Annotated in this window: 23 protein-coding genes and 1 tRNA gene; 17 read left to right on the plus strand and 7 right to left on the minus strand. The window is 66.9% G+C overall.

Annotated elements, in window-relative coordinates; genetic code table 11:
- Positions 1-221 precede the first annotated feature (221 nt).
- From ACFQXB_RS04870 to ACFQXB_RS04880, 3 genes are all read right to left on the minus strand, one after another.
- Positions 222-1,058, minus strand: a complete 837-nt coding sequence (locus tag ACFQXB_RS04870) for an arginyltransferase (protein ID WP_377399972.1) — start codon at positions 1,056-1,058, stop codon at positions 222-224.
- A gap of 312 nt (positions 1,059-1,370) precedes the next feature.
- Positions 1,371-1,763 (minus strand): DUF2852 domain-containing protein, encoded by a 393-nt coding sequence (locus tag ACFQXB_RS04875; protein ID WP_377399975.1) that lies wholly within the window; start codon positions 1,761-1,763, stop codon positions 1,371-1,373.
- Positions 1,764-1,875: 112 nt separating this feature from the next.
- The gene (locus tag ACFQXB_RS04880) at positions 1,876-2,346 is read right to left on the minus strand and encodes a YbaK/EbsC family protein (protein WP_377399978.1); all 471 of its coding nucleotides are present in this window, start codon (positions 2,344-2,346) and stop codon (positions 1,876-1,878) included.
- Positions 2,347-2,418: 72 nt separating this feature from the next.
- On the opposite strand from ACFQXB_RS04880, the gene ACFQXB_RS04885 reads away from it, so the two are divergent.
- The gene (locus ACFQXB_RS04885) at positions 2,419-5,193 is read left to right on the plus strand and encodes a [protein-PII] uridylyltransferase family protein (RefSeq protein ID WP_377399981.1); all 2,775 of its coding nucleotides are present in this window, start codon (positions 2,419-2,421) and stop codon (positions 5,191-5,193) included.
- A 507-nt stretch (positions 5,194-5,700) separates the two neighbouring features.
- Here the strand turns inward: ACFQXB_RS04885 and ACFQXB_RS04890 are convergent.
- Positions 5,701-6,354, minus strand: a complete 654-nt coding sequence (locus tag ACFQXB_RS04890) for an alpha/beta hydrolase (protein WP_377399984.1) — start codon at positions 6,352-6,354, stop codon at positions 5,701-5,703.
- Between the two features lie 166 nt (positions 6,355-6,520).
- Between ACFQXB_RS04890 and ACFQXB_RS04895 the strand changes: the two genes are divergently transcribed.
- The 10 genes from ACFQXB_RS04895 to ACFQXB_RS04940 all read left to right on the plus strand — a co-directional run bounded on the left by ACFQXB_RS04895 (position 6,521) and on the right by ACFQXB_RS04940 (position 14,577).
- Entirely contained in the window at positions 6,521-6,982 is a 462-nt protein-coding gene (locus tag ACFQXB_RS04895; protein ID WP_377399987.1) for a Fe-S cluster assembly transcriptional regulator IscR, read from the plus strand.
- The gene (locus ACFQXB_RS04900) at positions 6,979-8,025 is read left to right on the plus strand and encodes a cysteine desulfurase family protein (protein ID WP_377399990.1); all 1,047 of its coding nucleotides are present in this window, start codon (positions 6,979-6,981) and stop codon (positions 8,023-8,025) included. The genes ACFQXB_RS04895 and ACFQXB_RS04900 overlap by 4 nt, the downstream gene beginning before the upstream one ends.
- A gap of 44 nt (positions 8,026-8,069) precedes the next feature.
- Positions 8,070-9,590: a Fe-S cluster assembly protein SufB gene (gene sufB / locus ACFQXB_RS04905; RefSeq protein ID WP_377399993.1), complete on the plus strand. Its 1,521-nt coding sequence runs from the start codon at positions 8,070-8,072 to the stop codon at positions 9,588-9,590.
- A complete protein-coding gene (locus ACFQXB_RS04910) occupies positions 9,590-9,817 on the plus strand; it encodes a hypothetical protein (RefSeq protein WP_377399996.1) in 228 nt (75 codons plus the stop codon). The genes sufB and ACFQXB_RS04910 overlap by 1 nt, the downstream gene beginning before the upstream one ends.
- Positions 9,818-9,861: 44 nt before the next feature.
- Positions 9,862-10,617: a Fe-S cluster assembly ATPase SufC gene (sufC, locus tag ACFQXB_RS04915; protein ID WP_377399999.1), complete on the plus strand. Its 756-nt coding sequence runs from the start codon at positions 9,862-9,864 to the stop codon at positions 10,615-10,617.
- A complete protein-coding gene (sufD, locus tag ACFQXB_RS04920) occupies positions 10,617-11,906 on the plus strand; it encodes a Fe-S cluster assembly protein SufD (RefSeq protein ID WP_377400002.1) in 1,290 nt (429 codons plus the stop codon). Before sufC ends, sufD begins: the two co-directional genes overlap by 1 nt.
- Positions 11,907-12,401 carry a YIP1 family protein gene (locus ACFQXB_RS04925; protein WP_377400005.1) on the plus strand — a complete coding sequence of 165 codons (495 nt, stop codon included), beginning with the start codon at positions 11,907-11,909 and terminating at the stop codon, positions 12,399-12,401. It begins immediately after the preceding gene.
- Positions 12,402-12,421: 20 nt separating this feature from the next.
- Positions 12,422-13,006 carry a Yip1 family protein gene (locus ACFQXB_RS04930; RefSeq protein WP_377400008.1) on the plus strand — a complete coding sequence of 195 codons (585 nt, stop codon included), beginning with the start codon at positions 12,422-12,424 and terminating at the stop codon, positions 13,004-13,006.
- Positions 12,999-14,219 (plus strand): cysteine desulfurase, encoded by a 1,221-nt coding sequence (locus ACFQXB_RS04935; protein WP_377400011.1) that lies wholly within the window; start codon positions 12,999-13,001, stop codon positions 14,217-14,219. The genes ACFQXB_RS04930 and ACFQXB_RS04935 overlap by 8 nt, the downstream gene beginning before the upstream one ends.
- Positions 14,220-14,500: 281 nt before the next feature.
- Positions 14,501-14,577: transfer RNA gene (locus ACFQXB_RS04940), tRNA-Arg, on the plus strand.
- Positions 14,578-14,642: 65 nt separating this feature from the next.
- Here the strand turns inward: ACFQXB_RS04940 and ACFQXB_RS04945 are convergent.
- A complete protein-coding gene (locus ACFQXB_RS04945) occupies positions 14,643-15,041 on the minus strand; it encodes a hypothetical protein (RefSeq protein ID WP_377400014.1) in 399 nt (132 codons plus the stop codon).
- Positions 15,042-15,185: 144 nt separating this feature from the next.
- Between ACFQXB_RS04945 and ACFQXB_RS04950 the strand changes: the two genes are divergently transcribed.
- From ACFQXB_RS04950 to ade, 6 genes are all read left to right on the plus strand, one after another.
- The gene (locus tag ACFQXB_RS04950; protein ID WP_377400017.1) at positions 15,186-15,941 is read left to right on the plus strand and encodes an RNA methyltransferase; all 756 of its coding nucleotides are present in this window, start codon (positions 15,186-15,188) and stop codon (positions 15,939-15,941) included.
- Positions 15,942-15,986: 45 nt separating this feature from the next.
- On the plus strand, positions 15,987-17,129 hold the full coding sequence (gene ctaA, locus ACFQXB_RS04955) for a heme A synthase (protein WP_377400020.1): 1,143 nt from the start codon (positions 15,987-15,989) through the stop codon (positions 17,127-17,129).
- The gene (locus ACFQXB_RS04960; RefSeq protein WP_377400023.1) at positions 17,126-18,595 is read left to right on the plus strand and encodes a carboxypeptidase M32; all 1,470 of its coding nucleotides are present in this window, start codon (positions 17,126-17,128) and stop codon (positions 18,593-18,595) included. The genes ctaA and ACFQXB_RS04960 overlap by 4 nt, the downstream gene beginning before the upstream one ends.
- 149 nt (positions 18,596-18,744) lie before the next feature.
- Positions 18,745-19,914 (plus strand): MFS transporter, encoded by a 1,170-nt coding sequence (locus tag ACFQXB_RS04965; protein WP_377400026.1) that lies wholly within the window; start codon positions 18,745-18,747, stop codon positions 19,912-19,914.
- A gap of 54 nt (positions 19,915-19,968) precedes the next feature.
- Positions 19,969-20,391 carry a PaaI family thioesterase gene (locus ACFQXB_RS04970; protein WP_377400737.1) on the plus strand — a complete coding sequence of 141 codons (423 nt, stop codon included), beginning with the start codon at positions 19,969-19,971 and terminating at the stop codon, positions 20,389-20,391.
- Positions 20,388-22,073 (plus strand): adenine deaminase, encoded by a 1,686-nt coding sequence (gene ade, locus ACFQXB_RS04975; protein WP_377400029.1) that lies wholly within the window; start codon positions 20,388-20,390, stop codon positions 22,071-22,073. Before ACFQXB_RS04970 ends, ade begins: the two co-directional genes overlap by 4 nt.
- A 659-nt stretch (positions 22,074-22,732) precedes the next feature.
- Here the strand turns inward: ade and ACFQXB_RS04980 are convergent.
- Both ACFQXB_RS04980 and ACFQXB_RS04985 read right to left on the minus strand, forming a co-directional pair.
- Positions 22,733-23,890 carry an iron-containing alcohol dehydrogenase gene (locus ACFQXB_RS04980; RefSeq protein ID WP_377400032.1) on the minus strand — a complete coding sequence of 386 codons (1,158 nt, stop codon included), beginning with the start codon at positions 23,888-23,890 and terminating at the stop codon, positions 22,733-22,735.
- Entirely contained in the window at positions 23,887-25,275 is a 1,389-nt protein-coding gene (locus tag ACFQXB_RS04985) for an aldehyde dehydrogenase family protein (RefSeq protein WP_377400035.1), read from the minus strand. Before ACFQXB_RS04985 ends, ACFQXB_RS04980 begins: the two co-directional genes overlap by 4 nt.
- Positions 25,276-25,292 lie beyond the last annotated feature (17 nt).

Consider the following 25,292-nt stretch of genomic DNA (forward strand, 5'->3'; position numbering starts at 1 on the left):
CAAGTACGAGAATGCCGGTCATCATCGGGTCCTTCCGTTACCGAACCGGACATTATGGGCGGGTCACCGGGGCGTCAACCGGCAATATCGGAAATTTTATATCCCGGCGGGATATTTTTCCGCATCTAAGTTTCGCAAGGTGGCGTTTCCGGGCAAGAAACCGTGATTGCGGCCATGTCGCTGCCGCGCATGACCGGCGCGTCGCGGCGCGGGACCGAGGCTCAGCCCCTGCCGGCGCGGGTGTCGGGCAGGCTGATGCGGGCCACCTGCTCGGCGATCGGATCCACCGCAAGGGGATGGGTTTCCGAACTGTAGCTTTCCGGGTCGCCGATCGGCTGCCATTCGCCGCCCCGGTAAATCTCGAGCCCGCTGAAGCGGGCCTTGTAGCCCATCTTGCGGCTGCCCGGCACCCAGTAGCCCAGATAGACGAAGGGCAACCCCGCCTCGCGCGCCAGCGCGATGTGGTCCAGCACCACATAGGTGCCAAGGCTCGTATCCATCCGGTCGGGATCGTAGAAGGAATAGACCATGCTCAGCCCGTCATCCATCACATCGGTCAGGCAGACGGCAGTCAGCTGGCGGCGGCGTTCGCCGGGTTCGGGCGGGCGGGAATACTCGACGACGCGGCTGCGGATCGGTGTTTCCTCGATCATCGCGGCGAATTCGAAGATGTCCATATCGGCCATGCCGCCATCGGCGTGGCGGCTGTCGAGGTAGCGGCGGAACAGCGCGAACTGGTCCTCGGTGGCCCAGGGGCTGGTCGCCTCGCGTCTGAGGTCGGCATTGCGCCGCAGGGTGCGGCGCTGGCTTCGCGACGGCGTGAAATCCGCGACCCGGATGCGCGCCGACATGCAGGCGGTGCATTCCGAGCAGGACGGCCGATACAGCACATTCTGCGAGCGCCGGAAGCCCTGTTTGGACAGGGCATCATTCAGCTTCTCGGCATAGTCGCCCTGCAGGGCGGTGAACAGCTTCCGTTCCTGCCGCCCGTCCAGATACGGGCAGGGTTGCGGAGCCGTCACATAGAACTGGGGCACTATGGGAAGGGTATGACGCATGTTGTCGGCGGGCCTTGCGGTTGTTCCGGACGTGGTCCTGCCCCCCGAGGTTAGCAAGAGGCCACAGCATCGCCAAGTGGGCTTTTTACCCGCGCGTTGCAAGCCCGTCACCGATCCTTGATCCGATCATCCCGCCCCGGAAATGCCGGAAACCCCACAAGGGGTGCAGTATAAGCGGTGAGCTGCCCGGCCAGCGCCACGTCGCCCAAACCGCGAGGAAGGCGCCGGGCCCCCGGCCCTCCGGCCGTATCCGGGATGACCAGCGCAGCGCCCGGGCCAAGACAGGGCGGCCGGCGGCCGCCCTGTTCGCGATCAGACCTGTTCGTCGTTGCGGGGCGCACGGGCGGTTCGGGCGCGATCCTCCATGAACTGGTCGAACTCGGTCTTGTCCTTGGCTTCGCGCAGCCGGGTCAGGAAGGCTTCGAATGCCTCCTGTTCTTCCTCAAGCCGGCGCAGCGTATCGGCCTTGTAGGCGTCAAAGGCGCTGTTGCCGGAACTGCGGGTGCCATGGAAGGGGCGGGCCTTGCGGCGCGAGGTGCAGGAAAACATGCGTTTGCTCCAGATCATGTAGGCAAGGATGGCAAGGCCCAGGGGCCAGAACAGGATGAATCCAAGGATCATCGCGACGATCCAGGCGGGCCTGCCGCGCTGGTCCAGCCAGGCTTCGACCTGAGAAGGCCAGCTGGTGATCGAGGTGGTGGTCATGGGCGCTGCTCCTTTCGGCGGGGGATGTAAATCGCTTTCACATCCCCAAGATCGGCACGGTTCCCGCGCCGGTCAAGGGGTGATGTGAATCTTTTTTACATGCCTCGGAGGATCAGACGGTGAAGTCCTGCCGCTCGGCGCCGCTGACCGCGAGCAGGCGTTCGGGCGTGATGGCGAAGATGTGGCGCGGCGTTCCCGCGGCAGCCCAGACCAGCGGGAAGTCATGCAGCCGCGGATCGCAGAAGCTGCGGATCGGGGTCAGATGCCCCACCGGTGCCACCCCGCCGATGGCAAAGCCGGTTTCGGTGCGGATCTGCGTGGCCTCGGCCTTGCCCAGGGGTTCCCCCGCCAGGGCCGAGGCCTTCGCGGCGCAGACCTGATTGCCGCCCGCCGTCAGGAACAGGAACAACCGTCCCGAGCGATCGCCCCGGAACACGATCGACTTGACGATCTGGTCAAGCCCGCAGCCTGCCGCATCCGCCGCCTGAGCGGCCGTGCGGGTTTCGGCCTGCATCTCGAGGATCTCGCCACTTTCGCCGGCCTGTTTCAGGGCCTCCCGCACGCGCGTTACGCTCTTGCTCATGCTGTACTCCTTTCCCTCTGTGGTCCGCTGATCCTGGTTGACCCGGCTCGCGCGCCACCGCAATCATGCGCCATGACCTTTGCCCAACGCATCACCCGCTGTCCCATTCCCCATGATCGCACCGCGGGCGCCGAGGCGGCCGAGGCACTTGGTGCGACAGGCGCGCTGGCCGAGCTTGCCGCAGGGGTAGCTGGCTGCAGCCCCTATCTCAAGGGCCTTGTCCTGCGCGAACGCGATTGGCTGGCCAAGGCACTGACCCGTCCGCCGGAACGGGTGCTCGAGGAAACGCTGGGCGCGCTTGACGCCGTGCCGCTGGCCGATCTGGGCGAGGCCCTGCGCGCGGCCAAGCGCCGGCTGGCGGTTCTGGCGGGGCTGGCGGATGCCGGAGGGGTCTGGACGCTCGAGGAGGTGACCGGCGCCCTGACCGCGCTGGCCGACCGGTCGGTGCATCTGGCGCTGACGCGGCTCGTCGCCGAGGAGATCCGTCGCGGCAAGCTTCCCGGCGCCGCGCCCGAGGATGCGGCGCGGGCAGGGGGGATGGTCGCGCTTGCAATGGGCAAGATGGGTGCGGGCGAACTGAACTATTCCTCGGACATCGATCTGATCTGCCTGTTCGACGAAAGCCGCTATGAGGCGGCCGATTACCACGAGGCCCGCGCCGCCTTCATCCGCGTGACGCGCAAGATGACGGCGCTTCTGTCCGATCCGATGGCGGGCGGCTATGTGTTCCGCACCGATCTGCGGCTGCGGCCCGATGCCTCGGTCACGCCGGTCTGCCTGTCGATGGAAGCCGCCGAGCGCTATTACGAAAGCCTTGGCCGCACCTGGGAACGCGCCGCCTATATCAAGGCCCGCCCCTGTGGGGGAGATCTGGAGGCGGGCGCGCGGTTTCTGCGCACGCTGACGCCCTTTGTCTGGCGCAAGCATCTTGATTTTGCCGCAATCCAGGATGCGCATGACATGCGCCTGCGGATCCGCGACCACAAGGGGCTGCACGGCCGGCTGGTGCTGGAAGGCCACGACATGAAGCTGGGCCGCGGCGGCATCCGCGAGATCGAGTTCTTCACCCAGACCCGCCAGATCATCGCCGGCGGCCGCGACGCCGATCTGCGCGAACGGGGCACGGTGCCGGCGCTGCGGGCCCTTGCCGCGAAAGGCTGGGTTCCCGATCCGGTGGCCGAAGAGCTGATCACGCTGTACCGCCACCACCGCGAGGTCGAGCACCGCCTGCAGATGATCCATGATGCCCAGACCCATGCCCTGCCAACCACGCCCGAAGGATTTGACCGGCTCGCGCGGTTCATGGGCGAAGCGGACACGGTGCGCTGGCGCGACGGGGTGCTGGCGCGGCTTGATCGGGTTGCCGAACTCACCGAGGATTTCTTTGCTCCCGGCGAAGCCTCCGAAGGGCCGCCGCTGTCGGCCCGCGCGGCGGCGATCGTCGAGGGCTGGCGCAGCTATCCCGCGCTGCGTTCGGCCCGCGCGGTCGAGATCTTTGACCGGGTGCGGCCGGAATTGCTGACGCGCCTGAACCGCGCCGCCAATCCGGACGAGGCGCTGACGCAGTTCGACGGCTTTCTGGCAGGATTGCCTGCGGGGGTTCAGCTTTTCTCGCTGTTCGACGCCAATCCGCAGCTGACGCAGCTGATCGTGGACATTGCGGCCACGGCGCCGGGGCTGGCGCGCTATCTTTCGCGCAATTCGGCGGTGCTGGATGCGGTGATCGGCGGGGATTTCTTTGCCCCCTGGCCCGGGACCGCCGCATTGCAGGCCGAGCTGTCGCGGCACCTGCAAGAACCTGCGGATTACGAGCGCAAGCTGGACGCGGCGCGGCGCTGGGCGAAGGAATGGCATTTCCGGATCGGCGTGCATCACCTGCGCGGGATCACCGATGCCTTCGAAAGCGCCAAGCATTATGCCGAACTGGCCGAGGCGGTGGTGGCCGCCCTCTGGCCGGTCTGCCTTGCGGAATTTGCCAGTCGGCATGGGGCGCCGCCCGGACGGGGCGCGGCGGTCATCGGGATGGGCAGCCTTGGCGCCGGGCGGCTGAACGCGGCATCCGATCTCGACCTGATCGTGATCTATGACGCGCAAGGCGTTGAGAATTCGGATGGGCCGCGCCCGCTGGCTGCCCGAAGCTATTATGCGCGGCTGACCCAAGCCCTTGTCACGGCGCTGACTGCGCCGATGGCCGAGGGCCGGCTCTACGAGGTGGACATGCGGCTGCGCCCTTCGGGGCGGCAGGGGCCAGTGGCAACCAGTCTTGCCGCCTTCCGCGCCTATCAGCGGGATGAGGCCTGGACATGGGAACATCTTGCCCTGACGCGCGCGCGTGCAGTGGCCGGAAATCCCGAGCTGGGCGACGAGGTCGAGGCGTTCCGCCGCAGCCTGCTGGCCGAGAAAGGCCAGGCCGATCATGTGTTGCGTGACGTGGCCGAGATGCGCCAGCGCCTGCGGCAGGCCAAGCCCGGCGACGGGCCCTGGGATGCCAAGGCCGGCGCCGGGCGGCTGCAGGACATCGAGCTTCTGGCCCAGACGGCGGCGCTGCTGTCGGGCGATCCGGCGCGGCGGGTCGAGGCCCAGCTGCGCGCCGGCGGCCGCGCGGGATGGCTTGAGGCCCAACAGGAACAGGCGGTGCTGACGGCCTATCGTCTGCTGTGGCGCCTGCAGGCGGCCGGGCGGCTGCTGAGCGACCGTCCGCTTGACATGGGCGATCTGGGCGAGGGCGGCTGCGCCTTTCTTCTGCGCGAGCTGGACGCGACCGACATCCCCGCCCTGCGGGACCGCCTGGATCAGGCGGTTGCGGCGGCGGCGGCGGTGATCGACGACCGGGTGGGAGCGCTGTAGAGCCGGCGATGAGCCCGAGCAGGCCGGGCCCCGCCGAAGGCTGATGGGCCTCGGGATGCGCCCGCCCGCTTTCGTCCTTGCCGCCGGGGAGGCGTCTGGCGGCCCTGGAACTCGCGGAAGAATGCCGCCCCGCAATCCGCGCCGAGGCCACGGCAGCATACGCCCGCCTTCCGGGCGGTGAGCGCGAAGGCTTCGCGCCTTGACGCCTGCGATGAGGTCGAGCCCACCCCGGAGGGCAGCAAGGAAGCGGAAGATGTGCAGGCGGGCCGGGGTGGCCGGCGAAGGTGGCACACGCGACGGGCGCCAGACCCTGGGCCGGCCAGCGCTGTTCCGCGGGACGCCGGAGGATCAGCGGATCGTGCCGGCGGCCGAGGACCGGCCCGAGCGATGGCCGATGGCGGCACATTCGCTCGCCGCGGGCTGCCGGCCGGACCTTGCCCCGATGATGCGCGGATCATGCGGCTGGCGGACAGGGCCGGACGGAAAGCCCGCCGGCGGCGGAAGTCTTCAGCGGGTGCCTTCGGTCAGGCGGCGCTTCACATAGCTGGTGACGCTGCCGATCATCGTATCCATGTGTGGATCCTGAAAGAAGTGGTCCGCGCCCTCGATCTGTTCGTGGGTGACGGTAATCCCCTTCTGTTCGTGCAGCTTGTTGACCAGGTTCACCGTGTCGCGCGGCGGGGCGACGCGGTCGGCGGTGCCGTTGATCACCAGCCCTGACGAGGGGCAGGGCGCGAGGAAGCTGAAATCATACATGTTCGCCGGCGGCGATACCGAGACGAAGCCGGTAATCTCGGGGCGGCGCATCAGAAGCTGCATGCCGATCCACGCGCCAAAGCTGAAGCCGGCCACCCAGCAATGCTTGGCGTTCTGGTTCATCGACTGGAGGTAATCGAGCGCCGAGGCGGCATCCGACAGTTCGCCGATGCCCTGATCGTATTCGCCCTGGCTGCGCCCCACGCCGCGGAAGTTGAAGCGCAGCACCGTGAAGCCCAGATTGTAGAAGGCATAATGCAGGTTGTAGACAACCTTGTTGTTCATCGTGCCGCCGAACTGGGGATGCGGATGCAGCACGATGGCGATCGGGGCGTCTCGTTCCTTCTGGGGATGGTAACGGCCTTCAAGGCGCCCTTCCGGGCCGGGGAAGATGACCTCGGGCATAAGTCTCGCCTGTCTTTCCTGTCTCATGCCGATTTCGACGCGACATTTCTTGACGCATTCGCTCGGACAATCTAGAACTGTTCTAAATCCGGTCTCGGCCGGCCTGGATGCTTTGGGACTTAAGCAGCCTGCCGCGCAAGGTCAATCTCTTTGGTGAGGACATGCGATGAAACTCTCGACGAAGGGCCGCTATGCGATGGTGGCACTTGCCGACCTGGCCGCAGCCAAGGGTGACGGGCTGGTATCGCTGGCCGAAATCTCGCGGCGGCAGGATATTTCGCTGCCCTATCTCGAACAGCTGTTCGTCAAGCTGCGCCGGGCGGGGCTGGTTGAATCGGTCCGCGGGCCCGGGGGCGGTTATCGCCTGGCGCGATCGGCCGATGCGATCCGGGTCAGCGAGATCTTCGAGGCGGTCGACGAGACGGTCAGCGCCATGCACCAGGGGGCGGGCGCGTCGGGCGGCTTGTCGGGCACACGGGCGCAATCCATGACGAATCGACTGTGGGAAAGCCTCTCGGCCCATGTCTTCGTGTTTCTGCACCAGACGCGGCTGGCGGATGTCGTCAACAACGGCCTGACGCCCTGTCCGGCGGTGCCGTCCCTGTTTCAGGTGGTGGACGAGCCATGAGAACCCGGGTCTATCTGGACCACAACGCCACGGCGCCGCTGCTGCCCGAAGCGCGGGCGGCGATGATCGCGGCGATGGATCTGCTGGGCAATCCGTCCTCGGTTCATGCCGAGGGCCGCGCGGCCAAGGCGGTGATCGAACGTGCCCGTGCGCAGGTGGCCGCGGCGCTGGGGGCGGAAGGGGCGGATATCGTCTTTACCTCGGGGGCGACCGAGGCGGCGGGCCTTGCACTGGCGGGGCGCAGCTTGCGGACCGCGCCGGTGGAACATGACGCGGTCGCGGCCTGGACCACGCCAGATCTGGCGGTGGACGGGCAGGGCCTTGTGCAGGTTGCCGACCCCGCGCGCACGGCGCTGCAGATCGCCAATTCGGAAACCGGCGTGATCCAGGATCTGCCAAAGGGGCTGGCGGTCTCGGATCTGAGCCAGGGCTTCGGCAAGCTGCCGATCGCCTTCAACTGGCTCGGCTGCGACATGGGGCTGGTTTCGGCGCACAAGCTGGGCGGACCGAAGGGCGTGGGCGCCCTTGTCCTGCGGCGCGGGCTGGATGTGACGGCCCAGATCCGCGGCGGCGGCCAGGAGATGGGCCGCCGATCGGGGACCGAGAATGTGATCGGCATCGCGGGCTTCGGCGCCGCGGCCGAGGCCGCCGCCCGGGCACTTGCCGATGGCGTCTGGTCGCGGGTTGACGAACTTAGAAATATTCTAGAAACCGCTCTGGAATCAGAGGCGGAAGGGATTACTTTTGCAGGCAAGGCTACGGGCCGGCTTCCGAACACCACCTGTATCGTCACCCCCGGCTGGAAGGGCGAAACGCAGGTGATGCAGATGGATCTGGCCGGTTTCGCGGTTTCGGCGGGGTCGGCCTGTTCCAGTGGCAAGGTCCGGGCAAGCCGGGTCCTGCAGGCGATGGGCTTTGATGACGTTGCGGCCGCTTCGGCGATCCGCGTGTCGCTTGGCCCTGCCACGACCGAAGATGAGGTGCTGCGCTTCTGCGAGGCGTGGCTGGCCCAATACCGGAAGTTCCGGGCGCGGGCGGCATGAGGACGCGCGGTGGGGACCGCGCAGAACGGAAAGTGGGTAACGACATGGCAGCTTTGGAAGCGGAAGTCCGCGAGGGCGTCGATCGCGAAACGGTCGAAGCCGTCCAGGCGATGGCCGGCAAGTACAAGCACGGCTGGGAAACCGAGATCGAGATGGAGTTCGCGCCCAAGGGGCTGAGCGAGGATATCGTGCGCCTCATCTCGGAAAAGAACGGCGAACCGGAGTGGATGCTTGACTGGCGTCTGGCCGCGTATCGCCGCTGGGTGCAGATGGAAGAGCCCCGCTGGGCGATGCTCAACTATCCCGAGATCGACTATCAGGACCAGTATTACTACGCCAAGCCGAAAAGCATGGCCGAGAAGCCCAAGTCGCTGGACGAGGTCGACCCCAAGCTGCTGGCCACCTATGAAAAGCTGGGCATCCCGCTGAAGGAACAGATGATCCTTGCGGGCGTCGAGGGTGCGGAAAACGCCCCCGCCGAAGGGCGCAAGGTTGCGGTCGATGCGGTCTTTGACAGCGTGTCCCTGGGCACGACCTTCAAGGATGAACTCGCCAAGGCCGGGGTGATCTTCTGCTCGATCTCGGAAGCGATCCGCGAACATCCCGAACTGGTCAGGAAATACATCGGCTCGGTCGTGCCGCAGTCCGACAACTTCTTCGCGACGCTGAATTCGGCGGTGTTTTCCGACGGCTCGTTCGTCTACATCCCCGAGGGCGTGCGCTGCCCGATGGAGCTGTCGACCTATTTCCGGATCAATGCCGAGAATACCGGTCAGTTCGAACGCACGCTGATCATCGCCGACAAGGGCGCCTATGTCAGCTATCTGGAAGGTTGCACCGCGCCCAAGCGGGATACCCATCAGCTTCACGCTGCGGTGGTCGAGATTGTCGTGCTGGACGATGCCGAGGTCAAGTATTCCACCGTCCAGAACTGGTATCCGGGCGACGAGGAAGGCCGTGGTGGCATCTACAACTTCGTGACCAAGCGCGCCGACTGCCGGGGCGACCGCTCCAAGGTGATGTGGACCCAGGTGGAAACCGGCTCGGCCATCACCTGGAAATACCCCTCGTGCATCCTGCGGGGCGATGACAGCCAGGGCGAATTCTACTCGATCGCCATCGCGAACAACATGCAGCAGGCCGATACCGGCACCAAGATGATCCATCTGGGCAAGAACACCCGCAGCCGGATCGTCTCGAAGGGGATCAGTGCGGGCCGTGCCCAGAACACCTATCGCGGACTGGTGACGATGCATCCGCGCGCCAAGAACAGCCGCAACTATACCCAGTGTGACAGCCTGCTGATCGGCGATCAGTGCGGCGCGCATACGGTGCCCTATATCGAGGTCAAGAACAATTCGAGCCGGGTGGAACACGAGGCGACCACGTCGAAGGTGGATGACGACCAGCTGTTCTACTGCCGGTCGCGGGGCATGGACGAGGAAGAGGCGGTCGCCCTGGTGGTGAACGGCTTCTGCAAGGAAGTGCTGCAGGCCCTGCCGATGGAATTTGCGATGGAAGCGCAGGCGCTGGTGGCGATCAGCCTTGAAGGCAGCGTCGGCTGATGCGTGACGACCGATCCCTGGCCGCGACCTTTCGGCGCGGCTGGAACGGGTCGGTGCGGGCGCTGCTGCTGGGGGCGCTGCTGGCCTTGTGCCTGTCGCTGCCCTTCGCGGTGCTGATGTCACTTTTCACTTCCCTCGGCCCCGCCGCCCTCACGGTGCTGGCGGGGGTTCTTCAGGGAAGTCTGGGCATTCTTTTCGCCGGCATTCTGGTCCGGCGGGGTTACTGAACAAGGGCGCAGGGCGCCGAACGAATGATGCGGAGAGACTGAAGATGTTGGAAATCAAGAACCTGCACGTGAAACTTGAGGAAGAGGACAAGGCGATCCTCAAGGGTGTTGACCTGACGGTCGAGGCCGGAAAAGTGCATGCGATCATGGGGCCCAACGGCTCGGGCAAATCGACCCTGTCCTATGTGCTTTCCGGGCGCGACGGCTATGAGGTTACCGACGGCAGCGCCACGCTCGAGGGCGAGGATCTGCTGGAGATGGAGCCGGAAGAGCGCGCGGCGGCCGGTCTGTTCCTCGCGTTCCAGTATCCGGTCGAGATCCCGGGCGTCGGCAACATGACCTTCCTGCGCACCGCGGTGAACGCACAGCGCAAGGCCCGCGGCGAAGAAGAGATGAGCGCGGCCGAGTTTCTCAAGGCCGTGCGGGAAAAGGCCAAGGCGCTGAAGATCGACGCGGACATGCTCAAGCGGCCGGTGAACATGGGCTTTTCGGGCGGCGAGAAGAAGCGCAACGAGATCCTGCAGATGGCGATGCTCGAACCCAAGATGTGCATCCTCGACGAAACCGACTCGGGCCTTGACGTGGACGCGATGAAGCTTGTCTCGGAGGGGGTGAATGCCCTGCGCGACGCGGGCCGCGCCTTCCTTGTCATCACCCATTACCAGCGGCTTCTGGATCACATCCGCCCCGACGTCGTGCACATCATGGCCGACGGCCGGATCGTCAAGACCGGCGGGCCCGAGCTTGCGCTCGAGGTCGAGCAGAACGGCTATGCCGACATCCTGTCGGAGGCGGTGTGATGGCGCTGGCAGAGGCACGGCAAGGTCTTCTTGCCGCCCGTCTGGCGGGGCTTGGGGCGCCAAAGGCGGCCCTTTGGCTGCAGGCGGCGCGGGATCAGGCGCAGGCGCGATTGGCGGCCACCGGCCTGCCGGGGCGGCGCGATGAATACTGGCGCTATACCGATGCGCAGGCGCTGAACGCGGCCGATGCCGCGCCGGCGGCCCTGCTTCCGGATGACGGCGAAGGCGAGGTGTTCGATGCAATCCCGCGGTTGCGCATCGTGTTCGTGGATGGCGTTTTCGATGCCGAAGCCTCGGATGACCTGCGCCTTGCCGGGATCGAGATCGAGCGACTGGCCGATGCGGGCACGCGCGATATCCACTGGGCGCGCGACCTCTACGGCGTGCTTGAAACGCGCGGCCAGTCGCCGGTGGCGCGGCCCTTCGCGGTGCTCAACACCGCCTTTGCAACCGACGGCATCCTGATCCGCGTCACGGGCCGTGCCGAGCGCCCTGTCGCGCTGGTTTATCACCAGACATCAGAGACTTCCGACGCGATCCTGCACCACTGCGTGAAGCTGGAGCCGGGCGCCGAGATGACGCTTCTGGAGACCGGTCCGGCGGCTGCGCGGTTCAACACGGTGCTTGAGGTCGATGTGGCCGAGGGCGCACGTTTCCATCACATCCGCACCCAGGGCCGCAGCCGGGGCCGCGTGGCCGCCACCCATGTCTTTGCGCAGGTGGGGGCCGAGGCGCTGTTCAAGTCCTTCACGCTCACGGCCAACGGCGCGCTGACCCGCAACGAGGCCTTCATCGACCTGATCGGCGGCAATGGCGTTGCCCATATCGCCGGCGCGGCCGTGGGCGACGGGGCCTTCCACCATGACGATACGGTGTTCATCACCCATGGCGCCCCGGGCTGCGAAAGCCGGCAGGTGTTCAAGAAGGTGCTGCGGAACGGCGCTGTCGGCGTGTTCCAGGGCAAGATCCTGGTGAAGCAGATCGCGCAGAAGACGGATGGCTACCAGATCAGCCAGTCGCTGCTGCTGGACGATGACAGCCAGTTTCTGGCCAAGCCCGAGCTGGAAATCTATGCGGATGACGTGAAATGTTCGCATGGCTCCACCTCGGGGGCCATCGACGAGGAGGGGCTGTTCTACCTCCGCTCGCGCGGGTTGCCCGAGGCCGATGCGCGCGTGCTGCTGGTGCTGGCCTTCCTTGCCGAGGCGCTGCAGGAAATCGAGGACGAGACGATCGCGGAAGATGTGCGCGGGCGGCTCGAAGCCTGGTTGCTGCGCCGGAAGGGCTGAATGTCGATCACGCGCGATGTTGTGCAGAGCTATCGGGCGCCGCGCGGGGTCGTGCGGCGCCTTCTTGCCGCCGGACCGCGGGAAGACCGGGCACTTGCCTATCTGATGATCGCCTCTCTGCTGATCTTCGTGGCGCAATGGCCGCGGCTTGCGCGCGAGGCGCATCTGGCGCCCGAGATCCCGCTTGAAGCGCGGCTCGGGGGCGCGCTGATGGCCATGATCTTCATGTTCCCGCTCTTGTGCTATGCGCTTGCGGCGCTGGCGCATCTGGTTGCCCGGCTTCTGGGCGGGCGGGGCAGCTGGTATGGGGCGCGGCTGGCGCTGTTCTGGTCGCTGCTGGTCGTCAGCCCGCTGATGTTGGTGCATGGCGCCGCGGTGGGTTTTCTGGGCGGGGGGCCGCTGGCCTTTTCCGCCGGGCTTGTGGTTCTGGCGGTTTTCCTGCTCATCTGGGGCAGTGCGATGCGTGAAGCCGAAGGGGCCGGCGCCGCGTCCTGAAGCCGCGCAAGGAGATGGTGATGGAGCTGAGTTTTTCCGCGCTTGGCGCGCTTCTGCGCGAGACGCTGCGCGATCCGCAGGCTGCGGCGCGGCGGGTGATGGCGGTCGATCTGCCCGACGGCGCGCGCTGGCAGGCGCTGGCGCTGGTGGTCGTGCTGAGTGTGCTGCTGGTCCAGGTCGCAATGATGCTGACCGCCGGCCCCGAGGTGATGGGCGGTGTCTGGCGCTCGGCGCTGCTGCAGGGCGGGGTGCTGGTGGTCACGGTGCTTGCCGTTCATCACATCGGGCGTGGCTTTGGTGGCACCGGGACGCTGCGCGACGCGGTGATCCTGGTCGCCTGGCTGCAATTCGTCACCTTGTGTTTCCAGGTGGCGCAGATCTTCGTCCTGCTGATCGCGCCGCCCCTGGCCAGCCTCGTCGCGATCGCAAGCATCGCGGTGTTCCTCTGGCTTCTGGTCAGCTTCGTGCAGGCGCTGCATGGATTCCGGTCGCGCGGGCTGGTGCTTCTGGGGCTGGTGGTCAGCTTTTTCGCTTTGGCATTTGCCCTGTCGCTGGTTCTGGCGGTTCTGGGCTTCGAGGTTCCCGGGGGATTTGACGATGTATGATGTGGACGCGATCCGCCGCGATTTTCCGATCCTCGCGCGCGAGGTGAACGGCAAGCCCCTGGTCTATCTCGATAACGGCGCCTCGGCGCAGAAACCGCAGGTGGTGATCGATGCGATCACCCGCGGCTATGCCGAGGAATATGCCAATGTTCACCGTGGGCTGCACTATCTGTCCAACCTGGCCACTGACCGCTATGAGGCGGTGCGCGGCAAGCTGCAGCGTTTTCTGAATGCCGCCCATGAGGATGAGATCATCTTCAACACCGGCACGACGATGGGCATCAATCTTGTGGCCTATGGCTGGGCCATGCCCCGGTTCGAGCCGGGCGACGAGATCGTGCTCTCGGTGATGGAGCACCACGCCAACATCGTGCCCTGGCATTTTCTGCGCGAACGCCAGGGCGCGGTGCTGAAATGGGTCGAGCCCGAGGCCGATGGCAGTCTTGATCCTCAGGCGGTGCTGGATGCCATCGGGCCGCGGACGCGGCTGATCGCCATCACCCATATGTCGAATGTTCTTGGCACCAAGGTGGATGTCGCGGCGATCTGCGCCGGCGCACGGGCACAGGGCGTCCCGGTTCTGGTGGACGGGTCGCAGGCCGCAGTGCACATGCCGGTCGATGTTCAGGAAATCGGCTGCGATTTCTATGCGATTACCGGCCACAAGCTTTACGGGCCGTCGGGGTCGGGCGCGATCTATATCCGCAAGGACCGTCTGGACGAGATGCGCCCCTTCATCGGCGGCGGCGACATGATCCGCGAAGTGCATCGCGACCGGGTGATCTACAACGAGGCGCCGCACAAGTTCGAGGCCGGCACGCCGGGCATCGTCTCGCAGATCGGGCTGGGCGCGGCGCTGGATTACCTTGCCGGCATCGGGATGGAGCGCATCGCGGCCCATGAGGCCGATCTGCGCGACTATGCGCAATCGCGTCTGGGGGCGCTGAACTGGCTGCAGCTTCAGGGCACGGCCCCGGGCAAGGGGGCGATCTTTTCCTTCACGCTTGATGGCGCGGCCCATGCCCATGACATTTCGACCGTGCTGGACAAGAAAGGCGTCGCAGTGCGCGCGGGCCAGCATTGCGCCGGCCCGTTGATGGAGCATCTGGGGCTGTCGGCAACCTGCCGTGCCTCGTTCGCCATGTACAACACCCGCGCCGAGGTTGACGCCCTGATCGAGGCGCTGGAGCTGTGCCACGAGCTTTTTTCCTGAGCTTTCATGAGGAGGCGGGCATCGCGGAGCCCCTCGCTTCCCGACCCTGGGCGACGACGCTGTTGGGCGCGGCTTTTGTTGCGCCCAACGATTTCCCAGAGCTTTGCCGCAGGCTCGTGCCGTCTGAATGAACGGCGTCGATCGGGCTGCTCCGGCGTTTCCAAAGGATCAGAGCAGTTGCGGACCATGCACATGGCCGGACAGCCCGGCGTGGATTTTTCGCCCAGGACATGATTGCCGGTTGCAGCGTCCTGCGGCCAACGTTATAGAAAACCCGTTGCGCACCCGTAGCTCAGCTGGATAGAGTGCTGCCCTCCGAAGGCAGAGGTCACAGGTTCGAATCCTGTCGGGTGCGCCAATAAAACAAGGGCCTCCAGAAAATCAGCCGATCCGCAGCGCACAAGATAGCGCACAAGTTCCGCATTAGGACCGGCTGTCCATCGCCTTGCGGGCGCTGTCCTGATGGTCTGCCGAATGATGGCCGTAGGTCGATTCGATGGTCTCGACGCTCGCGCCGAAAAAGCCGGCCGCATCTGGCAGGCCGGCGGCGTCACGGGCCGCTATCCAGCCGGTTTTGATGTCTCCCACCCGTTGCCCCTGATAATCCACGGCGAAGCGCGCACCATTCCGCGCCCAGCGTCTGACGTGCGCCAACAGCCGGTCGGGCAGGCGGGCTGGCGGCTGGCGCTTTTTCGATAAATGCCGGCATGTCGCAACCCGTCCACGAGCCGACCTAATCTGCCCCGGTTGCTGCCTGCCTGACGCCGCAGAACGGCACCAAGCGCATGTGTCGAACATGCCGGCAAGAATGGTGGTCGCCACTACCCAGCCTGAAGACGGGACGGCGTTACGGCCAGGCGACTGTTTCAGAGACCGGCGAGATCGCCACGGCAGTTGGTCCAGGGATTGCTCTCGGCGTCAGCGCGGCCTATGCCCGGCGCATTGGATTTCGCGGAGCAAAGGCGCATGGACGATCAGGATTGGGACGGGCCGGGGCCGGCGATGGTGCTGGTGCGCCCGCAGATGGGCGAAAATATCGGCGCGGCCGCGCGGGCGATGTGGAACTTCGGTCTTGACCGGATGCGCATCGTCGATCCGCGCGACGGCTGGCCCAATTCGCGCGCCGTGGCGATGGCAAGCGGCGCCGGACGGGTGCTCGACCAGGCCGGGCTGTTCGCGACGGTCCCCGAGGCTCTGGCCGACTGCACCTATGTCTTTGCGACGACGGCGCGCGGCCGGGGGCTGACCAAGCCGGTGATGACGCCGGAGCGCGCGATGGAACATGCGCGCGAACTGATCGGGCAGGGGCAGAAGGTGGGCGTCCTCTTCGGTCCCGAACGCGCGGGGCTTGAAAACGAGGATGTGGCACGGGCGAATGCCATCATCTCGGTTCCGGTCAATCCTGCCTTCCCCTCGCTCAACCTGGCGCAATGCGTGCTGCTGGTGGGCTATGAGTGGCGGCGGCAAAGCGTGGTGACGCCGCCCGAGGTGATGGAGATGGCCAAGACCGAATTCGCCGAGGCGATCGAGATCGAGAAGCTGGGCGATCATTTCGAACAACGCCTCGAGGAGGTCGGGTTCTTCTTTCCCGACCACAAGGCGCCGGGGATGAAGATCAACCTGCGCAACATGTGGTCGCGCATGGCGCTGACGCGGGCCGATGTGCAGACGCTGCATGGCATCCTGCGGCAGCTGGTGCGACGCAATGGCCGGGATACTTGAAGGGGCAGGGGGCGGAGCCTAGTCTTCGCCCGACAGGAGGCTTTCATGGCACAAAAACGCGCGATCTTCGAAGAGGTGGGCACAGCCGAGCGTGCGGCCCCGACCGCCGGTGTGATTTCTGCCGGGCGCAGCGGCGCCCGCAAGGCGATCCGGGCCTGGCTGATGGTGCTGTTTGCGCTGGTCGTCGTGATGATCGCCGTGGGCGGGCTGACACGGCTGACGGATTCGGGCCTCTCGATCACCGAATGGCGCCCCGTCACCGGCGCCTTGCCGCCCCTGTCGCACGACGCCTGGCTTGAGGAATTCGAAAAGTACCGCCAGATCCCGCAATACCAGCTGGTGAACCAGGGCATGAGCCTGGCCGAGTTCCAGTTCATCTACTGGTGGGAATGGGGCCACCGGCAGCTGGGCCGGGTCATCGGCCTTGTCTGGGCGGCGGGTTTCCTCGGGTTCTGGGCGACGGGACGCCTGCCCTCGGGCTGGGCCGGGCGGCTGTGGCTGCTGGGGGGGCTTGGCGCCGCCCAGGGTGCGATTGGCTGGTGGATGGTCGCCTCGGGCCTGACCGGCGATATGGTGAGCGTTGCCTCCTACCGGCTTGCCACGCATCTCGGGCTGGCCTTCGTGATCCTGGGCTTCATCGCCTGGTACGTCTACCTCCTGTCGCGCAGCGAGCCGCAGTTGCTGCAGGCGCGCCGTGCGCGTGAGGGGCGGCTGTTCAGCATGTCCACCGGGCTGATGCATTTCGCCTTCCTGCAGATCCTGCTGGGGGCGCTGGTGGCCGGGATCGACGCGGGCCGCAGCTATACCGACTGGCCGCTGATGCACGGGGCGTTCTTTCCGCCCGAGAGCTTTGATCTGCGGCCGCTCTGGACCAACTTCTTCGAGAACCCGGCGCTGGTGCAGTTCATGCACCGGATGGCGGGCTATCTGCTGTTCGTCTTCGCGGTGGTGGTCTGGCTGCGCGCCCGGCGCAGCCCGCATGGCGAGACGCGGATGGCGATGCACCTGACCTTCGGGCTGTTCGTCCTGCAGGTCGTGCTGGGCATTCTGACGGTTGTTGAAGGGGCGCCCTGGCAGCTTGCCATCCTGCACCAGTTCACCGCCGTCCTTCTGTGGATCATGATCCTTCGTGTGCGCTTCCTTGCGCAATATCCCATCGTCACCACCCTGCGCGGGGCCCGCACATGACAGCCTTTGCCGAACTGATGGCCTTTCAGCGCGAAACCGAGGCGCTGGCCCAGGTCGCCGGGCGTCTGGGCTGGGACCAGGAAACCATGATGCCGCGGGCCGCCGCACAGCAACGCTCGGAAGAGATCGCGGCGCTTGAAGCTGTGCTGCATGCGCGCCGCACCGATCCGCGCATCGGCGACTGGCTTGCCGCCGCCGACCCGCAGGATGACGTGGCCGCCGCGCAACTGCGCGAGATCCGGCGCGGATATGAACGCAACAGCAAGGTGCCCGGCGCGCTTGCGGCGGAAATCGCCCGCTGCACCAGCCTTGCGCAGGGAATCTGGGCGCAGGCCCGCGCCGACGAGGATGTCGCCGCCTTCCTGCCGACCCTGGAAGAGGTGCTGCGCCTGCGCCGCGAGGAAGCGGCAGCCCTGGCCGATGGCGGCGATCCTTATGACGCCCTGCTGCAGGATTACGAGCCGGGCGCCACGGGGGCTGGCATTGCGGCGCTGTTCGACCGGATGCGCCCGCGCCTTGTTGCCCTGCGCGAGGCGATCCTCGGGGCCGACTATCAGCCGCCGGCCCTGGGCGGCCACTATCCCGAGGCGGCGCAACTGCGCCTTTCGCGCGAAATCGCCCGCGCCTTTGGTTATGATTTCACCCGTGGCCGGCTGGATCTGGCCGTGCATCCGTTCAGCTCGGGCTCGGGCAGCGATGTGCGGATCACCACGCGGGTCAGCGAGAACGATCCCTTCAACTGCTTCTATTCGACGATCCACGAGGTCGGCCATGCCTGCTACGAACTGGGCGTCGATCCGGATTTTGCGCTGACGGCGCTGGGGCAGGGTGCCTCGATGGGGGTGCATGAAAGCCAGAGCCGGATCTATGAAAACCAGCTTGGCCGCAGCCATGCCTTCACCGGCTGGCTGTTCGGACGCATGCGGCAGGCATTCGATCTGCCGGTTGCGGATGCCGACACCTTCCACGCCATCGTCAATCGCGTGACCCCGGGTTTCATCCGGACCGAAGCCGACGAGGTTCAGTATAACCTGCATGTCATGCTGCGCTTCGATCTGGAGCGCGCGCTGGTTGCCGGCACGCTGGCCGTTGCCGATCTGGAAGAGGCCTGGAACAACCGGTTCCTGGCCGATTTCGGCGTGGCGGTGCAGCGGCCTTCGGATGGTGTGTTGCAGGATGTGCACTGGTCGGTCGGCCTGTTCGGCTATTTTCCGACCTACAGCCTGGGCAATGTCTATGCCGGATGCCTGCATCAGGCCCTGCGCAGGGCGGTTCCCGATCTGGATGCCGATCTGGCCGAGGGCCGCACCGCACCGGCAACCGAATGGCTGCGCGAGACCGTGCAACGCCACGGCAAGCGCCTGCTGCCCGGCGAAGTGATTGCGGCCGCCTGCGGGGCCGAGCCGACCGAGGCGCCGCTGCTGGAGTATCTGGAGCAGAAATTCCGCGCGATCTACCGCCTCTGACAGGGGCGGAACCTGCCTGGGACGCGCGCCGGCGCCGGGCACGCCCGCGTCGCCGTTTCGCCATGATCCGCGTCAAGGTGGCATTGCGGAATTGACTCTTGCCGCGCCTGCGCCTTGTCTGACGCCAACGGGCAGGGCGAGGGCAAGCAATGCGCAACGGGGCGGTCTGGGCTTTGGCCGTGGGGCAGACGCTGGGCTATGCAAGCCTGTTCTACATCTTCGCGGCACTGATCCTGTGGTGGGAGGCCGATCTGGGCTGGGATCGCGCCACGCTTGCGCTGGGGCCGATGCTGGCTGTGGCGCTGGCGGGGCTTGCCGCGCCGCTGGCCGGGCGGCTGGTCGATCGCGGGCTGGGGCCCGAGCTTCTGGGCGCAGGCCCGGTTCTGGGGGCGGCGGCACTGGCCCTTCTGGCCGTGGCCGACCGGCCGGCAGTCTATCTTGCGGCATGGGCGGGGCTGGGGCTGGCACAGGGCGCCTGTCTTTACGAAGTCTGTTTTGCCTTTCTGATCAGACGCTTCGGCAGCGCGGCGCGTCCGGCGATCATCCGGGTGACGCTGGTGGCGGGCTTTGCCTCGACCCTCGCCTTTCCGGCGGGGGCGGCGCTTTCGGGCGCCCTGGGCTGGCGCGGCGCCGTCTGGGTGGCGGCCGCGGTCGTGCTGGGGGTGATGGCACCGCTTCAGGCGCTGGCTGCCCGCGCGATTCGTCGCAGCGCGCCACCGCCGCGTCCTGCCACGCTCGAAGCCGATCGGGGCGCGCTTGGGCGCGCCCTGCGGCAGGGCGGGTTCTGGGGCTTGGCGAGCGTCTTTGCACTTGTGTCGCTCAATCACTGGATGCTGATCAGCTTTCTGGTGCCGGTGCTCAGTGAGCGGGGCATGTCGGGGACGCTTGCCGTGACTGCGGCGTCCTGCGTGGGGCCGGCGCAGGTGGCCGGGCGGATCCTGCTGATGCGCTGGGAAAGCCGGATCGGCACCGCGCAGGCCACGCTGATCACAATGGCGGGGCTGGTGCTGGGGGCGCTGCTGTTGCTGGCCGCGGGGCTCGCGCCGCTGCTTGCCTTCGGCTTTGCCCTGGTTCAGGGCGCGGCCCTGGGGGTCATGACCATCCTGCGGCCGATCCTTGTGGCGGAAACGCTTGGGCAGGCGGGCTATGGCGCGATCGCCGGCGCGCTGTCCCTGCCGCCGCTCGCCGCCTCGGCAGCGGCGCCGGTCACGGGGGCAGTGCTTTTGTCGGCGGGCGGGGCGGGGGCGCTGATCGGCGCAAGCCTTGCGCTTGCCGTGGCGGCCTTGGCGGGTGCGGCGATCCTGTTGCGCAAGGCTTGAACTTTGTCCGGATTGCGGGAAGGCTTGGCCGGAACGGAGGGACGGATGCTGAGGATGGAGCCCGAGGCGCTGAGCGCCTTTCTTGCCCGGGAATTTCCGCAGGTGGCAGATGACTTTGCCATCGAGGAGGTGACGCCCGACCGGCTGGTCATGCGCCTGCGGGTCGCGGATCGGCATCTGCGCCCCGGCGGGACGGTGTCGGGGCCGAGCCTCTTTGCCCTGGCCGATGTGGCCTTCTACCTGGCCGTTCTAGCGCGGATCGGGCCGCAGGCGCTGGCGGTGACCACCAGTTGCGCCATCGACTTCATGCGCAAGCCGCCCGCCGGCCATGACCTGCTGTGCGAGGCGCGTCTGCTCAAGCTGGGCCGCCAGCTTGCGGTGGGCGATGCGCTGATCTGGTCCGCGGCGCAGGAAGGGGTGGTGGCGCGCGCCAGCCTCACCTATGCCATTCCCCCGAAACGACAGGAGATGCCATGACCCTTGCACGACGAATCGATCAGGCGCGCGGGGCCGAACCGGCCGATCTCGTGCTGCGGGGCGGGCAGGTCCTTGATCTGGTGACCGGCGCGATGCTGAAGGGCGACGTGGCGATCTGCGGCGACCGTATCGTCGGCACCTGCGCCGATTACGAGGGGCGCACGGTCATCGATGTCACCGGCAAGATCCTTGTGCCAGGGTTCATCGACACGCATCTGCATATCGAATCCAGCCTCGTGACCCCCTTCGAGTTCGACCGCTGCGTCTGCCCGCGCGGTGTCACCACCGCCATCTGCGACCCGCACGAGATTGCGAATGTGGTGGGGCTGGAGGGGATCCGCTATTTCCTGGAGGCCAGCGCCGAAACGCTCATGGATATCCGTGTGCAGCTGTCGTCCTGCGTGCCCTCGACCATGATGGAGACGGCGGGCGCCGAGCTAGGCGCCGATGACCTTGTGCCGCTGATGGACCATCCCCGCGTGATCGGGCTGGCCGAGTTCATGAATTATCCGGGCGTGATCCACAAGGATCCCGGCTGCATGGAAAAGCTTGCGGCCTTTGCCGGGCGCCATATCGACGGCCACGCCCCGCTGCTGGGGGGGCGCGACCTGAATGCCTATATCAGCGCCGGCATCCGCACCGAACACGAGGCGACCAGCGCCGAAGAGGCGCGGGAAAAGCTGCAGAAGGGCCTGCGGGTGCTGATCCGCGAAGGCTCGGTCTCGAAGGACCTGCACGCGCTGGCGCCCCTGCTGACCGAGGTGACGGCGCCTTACATGGCGCTTTGCACCGACGACCGGAACCCGCTGGACATCGCCGAACACGGGCATCTGGATTACATGATCCGCACGCTGATCGCGCTGGGCGTGCCGCCACTGGCCGTTTATCGCGCGGCAAGCCTCTCGGCTGCCGAAGCCTTCGGCCTCAAGGATCGCGGGCAGATCGCCCCCGGCAAGCGCGCCGATATCGTGGTGCTTGACGATCTGGCCGACTGCCGCGCGGAGCTGGTGATCTGCGGCGGCAAGCGCGTGGATGAGGCGGGTTTCGCCGCGCGCCGGATCATCGCGCCGGTAGCACGGGACAGCGTGCGCGCGCCGACGGTCACGGACCGCGACTTCCGCCTTCCGGGAGAAGGCAGGACGCCCGTCATCGGCATCCTGCCCGGAAAGATCATCACCGAGCACCTGACCGAGCAGATCCCCGCGACCGGGGGCGACCGCCGTCCGGATCCCGCGCGCGATCTGGTCCGCATCGCGGTGGTGGAACGGCACGGCCGCAACGGCAATATCGCCAACGGCTTTGTGCGCGGCTTTGGCCTGAAGAAAGGGGCCATTGCCTCGACCGTATGCCACGATCATCACAATATCGCGGTCGTGGGCGCCGATTATGCCGACATGGCGCTGGCCGCGAACCGGCTGGGGCAGATCGAGGGGGGCTTTGTCGTGGTCTCGGGGGGCGAGGTTCTGGCCGAACTGGCCTTGCCGGTCGCCGGGCTCATGAGCCTCGAGCCCTTCGAGACAGTGCATGAGACCCTGGTTGCACTGCGCACGGCCGCCCGGTCGCTGGGCGTGACGCTGGAAGAGCCTTTCCTGCAGCTTGCTTTCCTTGCCCTGCCGGTGATCCCCCATCTCAAGATCACCGATCACGGGATGGTGGATGTGGATCGCTTTGCCGTCATCTGAGCGGTGCGGCAGGTTCTGGCGGGCCAAGACGGGGGTGGGCTGCGCTGCGGATGCTGGCGGGCGGCCATGGGCGACGCGGCAGGGCATCGCGCGGCGCAAGGGCCTGGGGGGCTGGGTTCCGGCCTCGACCGGCGCCGCTGGCGGGCCATCCGCAGCCGTCCTCAGCGCCTGACACCGATCTTGCAGGCAGCGCAAGCCGGCGCGATGGACGGCCGGGTGCAAGAGACAGCAGGCGGGGCGTCGGGCGGGGAGGCTCCCGCCCGTCTTCGGCAGCGGCCTTGCCGCTGTCTCATCCCGTTGGGCCGCGCGCCGCTGCGCGGCGCGGGTGCGTGCATGACGCGAGGGGGCGACATCGGTCGGATGTCGATCATGCCATGACGCCGGGATCGGGAGCCGTGACCGACAGACTGTCGTTGCCATAGGTGAGAGACAGCGAATGCATCGCTGCTGCGCGGCGCGGCGGGTGGTGCAAGCGGCGCCCCTCTCGTTCGGGCGCGGGCGGATGCCGAAGATGGCAGTCGCGCTTGGCAACCTGTTCCCTGCGGAACGACGGGGCGAGGCGGCCTCTCTCCGGCAGGGAGCGGTGGCAATTCCCCTGGATCACGGGGCGGCACGGCCGGCTCGTGACCGGCCGGGCCGGGCGGCAGGCCCCGCCAGGCCTAGGGGTTCGCCGTGAAGCAATCCTCGAACAGGGCGAGGGTGTTCTCCCGCGTCATGGCAACAGGATTGCCGCCGACCGAGGGATCCTGCAGCGCCATCTCGGTCAGTTCATCCAGACGATCGCGCGCGACGCCCAGATCGGCGAGGGTATCGGGGATGCCCAGATCGCGTCGCAGCGTCAGCACCCGGTCATAGAAGCCATCAAACCCGCCCGCGATGCCGAGATAGGCGGCGGCGCGGGAAATGCGCTCTTCGATTGCGGGGCGGTTGAAGCGGAGGCAGGCCGGCATCACCACCGCATTCGTGGTGCCGTGGTGGGTGTTGTAAACCGCGCCAATGGGATGCGAAAGGGCGTGGATAGCGCCAAGGCCCTTCTGGAAGGCGACGGCCCCCATGGCGGCGGCCGACATCATTTCCGCCCGGGCCGCGAGATCGGTGCCGTCGGCGTAGGCGCGCGGCAGGTTCTCGAAGACCAGCCGCATGCCTTCAAGCGCGATGCCCTGGCTCATCGGGTGGTAGAAGGGGCTTGAATAGGCTTCAAGGCAATGGGCCAGCGCATCCATGCCGGTGCCGGCAGTGATGAAGCGCGGCATGCCCACGGTCAGTTCAGGGTCGCAGATCGTCACCGAAGGGAGGATCTTCGGGTGGAAGATGATCTTCTTGACGTGGGTTTCACTGTTGGTCAGCACGCCCGCCCGCCCGACTTCGGACCCGGTGCCGGCCGTGGTGGGAACGGCGATGATCGGGGCGATGCCGGCAGCATCGGCGCGCGTCCACCAATCACCGATATCCTCGAAATCCCAGACCGGGCGGCTTTGCCCCGACATGAAGGCGATCAGCTTGCCCAGATCAAGCGCCGAGCCGCCGCCGAAGGCGACGACGCCGTCATGCCCGCCCTCGCGGTAAACCTTGAGCCCTGCGGCCAGGTTCGTCTCGTTCGGGTTCGGATCGACCTCGGAGAACACCGCCCGGCCAAGGCCCGCTGCATCCAGAACATCAAGCGCAGCGGCGGTGATCGGCAGGCCCGCCAGCGCCTTGTCCGTGACCAGCAGCGGGCGCGCGATGCCGGCGGCGGCGCAGGCCTCGGCCAGTTCGGCGATGCGGCCGGCGCCAAAGCGGACGGCGGTGGGGTAGGACCAGTTGGCGCGCAGCGTCATTTCAGCACCTTCTTGAGATGGTAGGATTTCGGTCGCGTGACCGCGTGATAGCCGATGACCGACAGCGCGCCGCCGCGCCCGGTGTCCTTGCAGCCCGTCCAGCACAGCGCCGGGTCAAGATAGTCGCAGCGGTTCATGAAGACCGTGCCGGTTTCGATCTGCGCGCCCACCCGTTCGGCATTGGCCGGATCCCGGGTCCAGATCGAGGCGGTGAGGCCATAGGGGCTGTCGTTCATCAGGCGGATCGCCTCGGCCTCGTCCTGCACGGGCATGATGCCGACGATCGGGCCAAAGCTCTCTTCGCGCATCACCCGCATGTCATGGGTCACGTTGATCAGGATCTGCGGCGCCAGATAGGTGCCGCCGTCATCGGCCGGGAAATGTGCCGGATCAACCAGCGGTGTCGCGCCCTGCGCGATGGCCTCGGCCATCTGCGCCCGCACCGTATCGGCGAAGCGGCGGTTCGCCATCGGCCCGAGCGTGGTTTCCGGGTCAAGCGGATTGCCCAGACGCAGGCCTTTCACCCAATCGACAGCCTTGTCCACGAAGGCGCTGTAAAGCGTGTGGTGGACATAGATCCGCTCGATCCCGCAGCAGCACTGCCCGGCGTTGAACATCGCGCCGTCCATCAGGCCATCCACCGCCGCGTCAACATCGGCATCGGCCATGACATAGCCCGGGTCCTTGCCGCCCAGTTCCAGCCCCATGGCAGTGAAGGTCCCGGCCGCGGCCCGCTCCATCGCCTGACCGCCGCCGACGGATCCGGTGAAGTTGACGAAGCCGAAGGCGCGCTGGCCGATCAGCGCTTCGGTCGTCGCGTGGTCCAGGAAGAGGTTCTGGAACACCTCTGCCGGAACCCCACCCTTGTGGAAGGCCTGTGCCAGGCGTTCCCCGGCCAGAAGCGTCTGGCTCGCGTGCTTGAGCACCACGGCATTGCCGGCAATCAGCGCGGGCACGATGGTGTTGATCGCGGTCAGGAACGGATAGTTCCACGGCGCCACCACGAAGACGACGCCGTAGGACACCCGTTCAAGCCGGCGGGTGAAGCGGTCGCTGTCCTCGACGATCGTGGGGGCCAGCGCCTCGGCGGCGATGCTGGCCATGTGTTCGGCGCGTTCGTTCACGCCGCCGAACTCGCCGCCATAGCGCACCGGGCGGCCCATCTGGTGGGCAAGCTCGGTCACCACCTCGTCCTTCATGGCGTTCAGCGCGGCCACCCCGGCGCGAACCCGCGCGATGCGGTCTTCAAGCGGCAGGGCCGCCCAGGCGGGTTGCGCGGCACGGGCGCGATCGACGGCGGCCCGCGCCTCTGCCAGCGGCAGGGCCGGGCGTTCGGCATAGACCCGCCCGTCGATGGGCGAGATACACTGGATCATCCTGGTCATCTGGTCCTCACTTGGGC

It is taken from the genome of Halodurantibacterium daqingense (genome assembly GCF_042666235.1).
GTDB lineage: Bacteria > Pseudomonadota > Alphaproteobacteria > Rhodobacterales > Rhodobacteraceae > Halodurantibacterium > Halodurantibacterium daqingensis.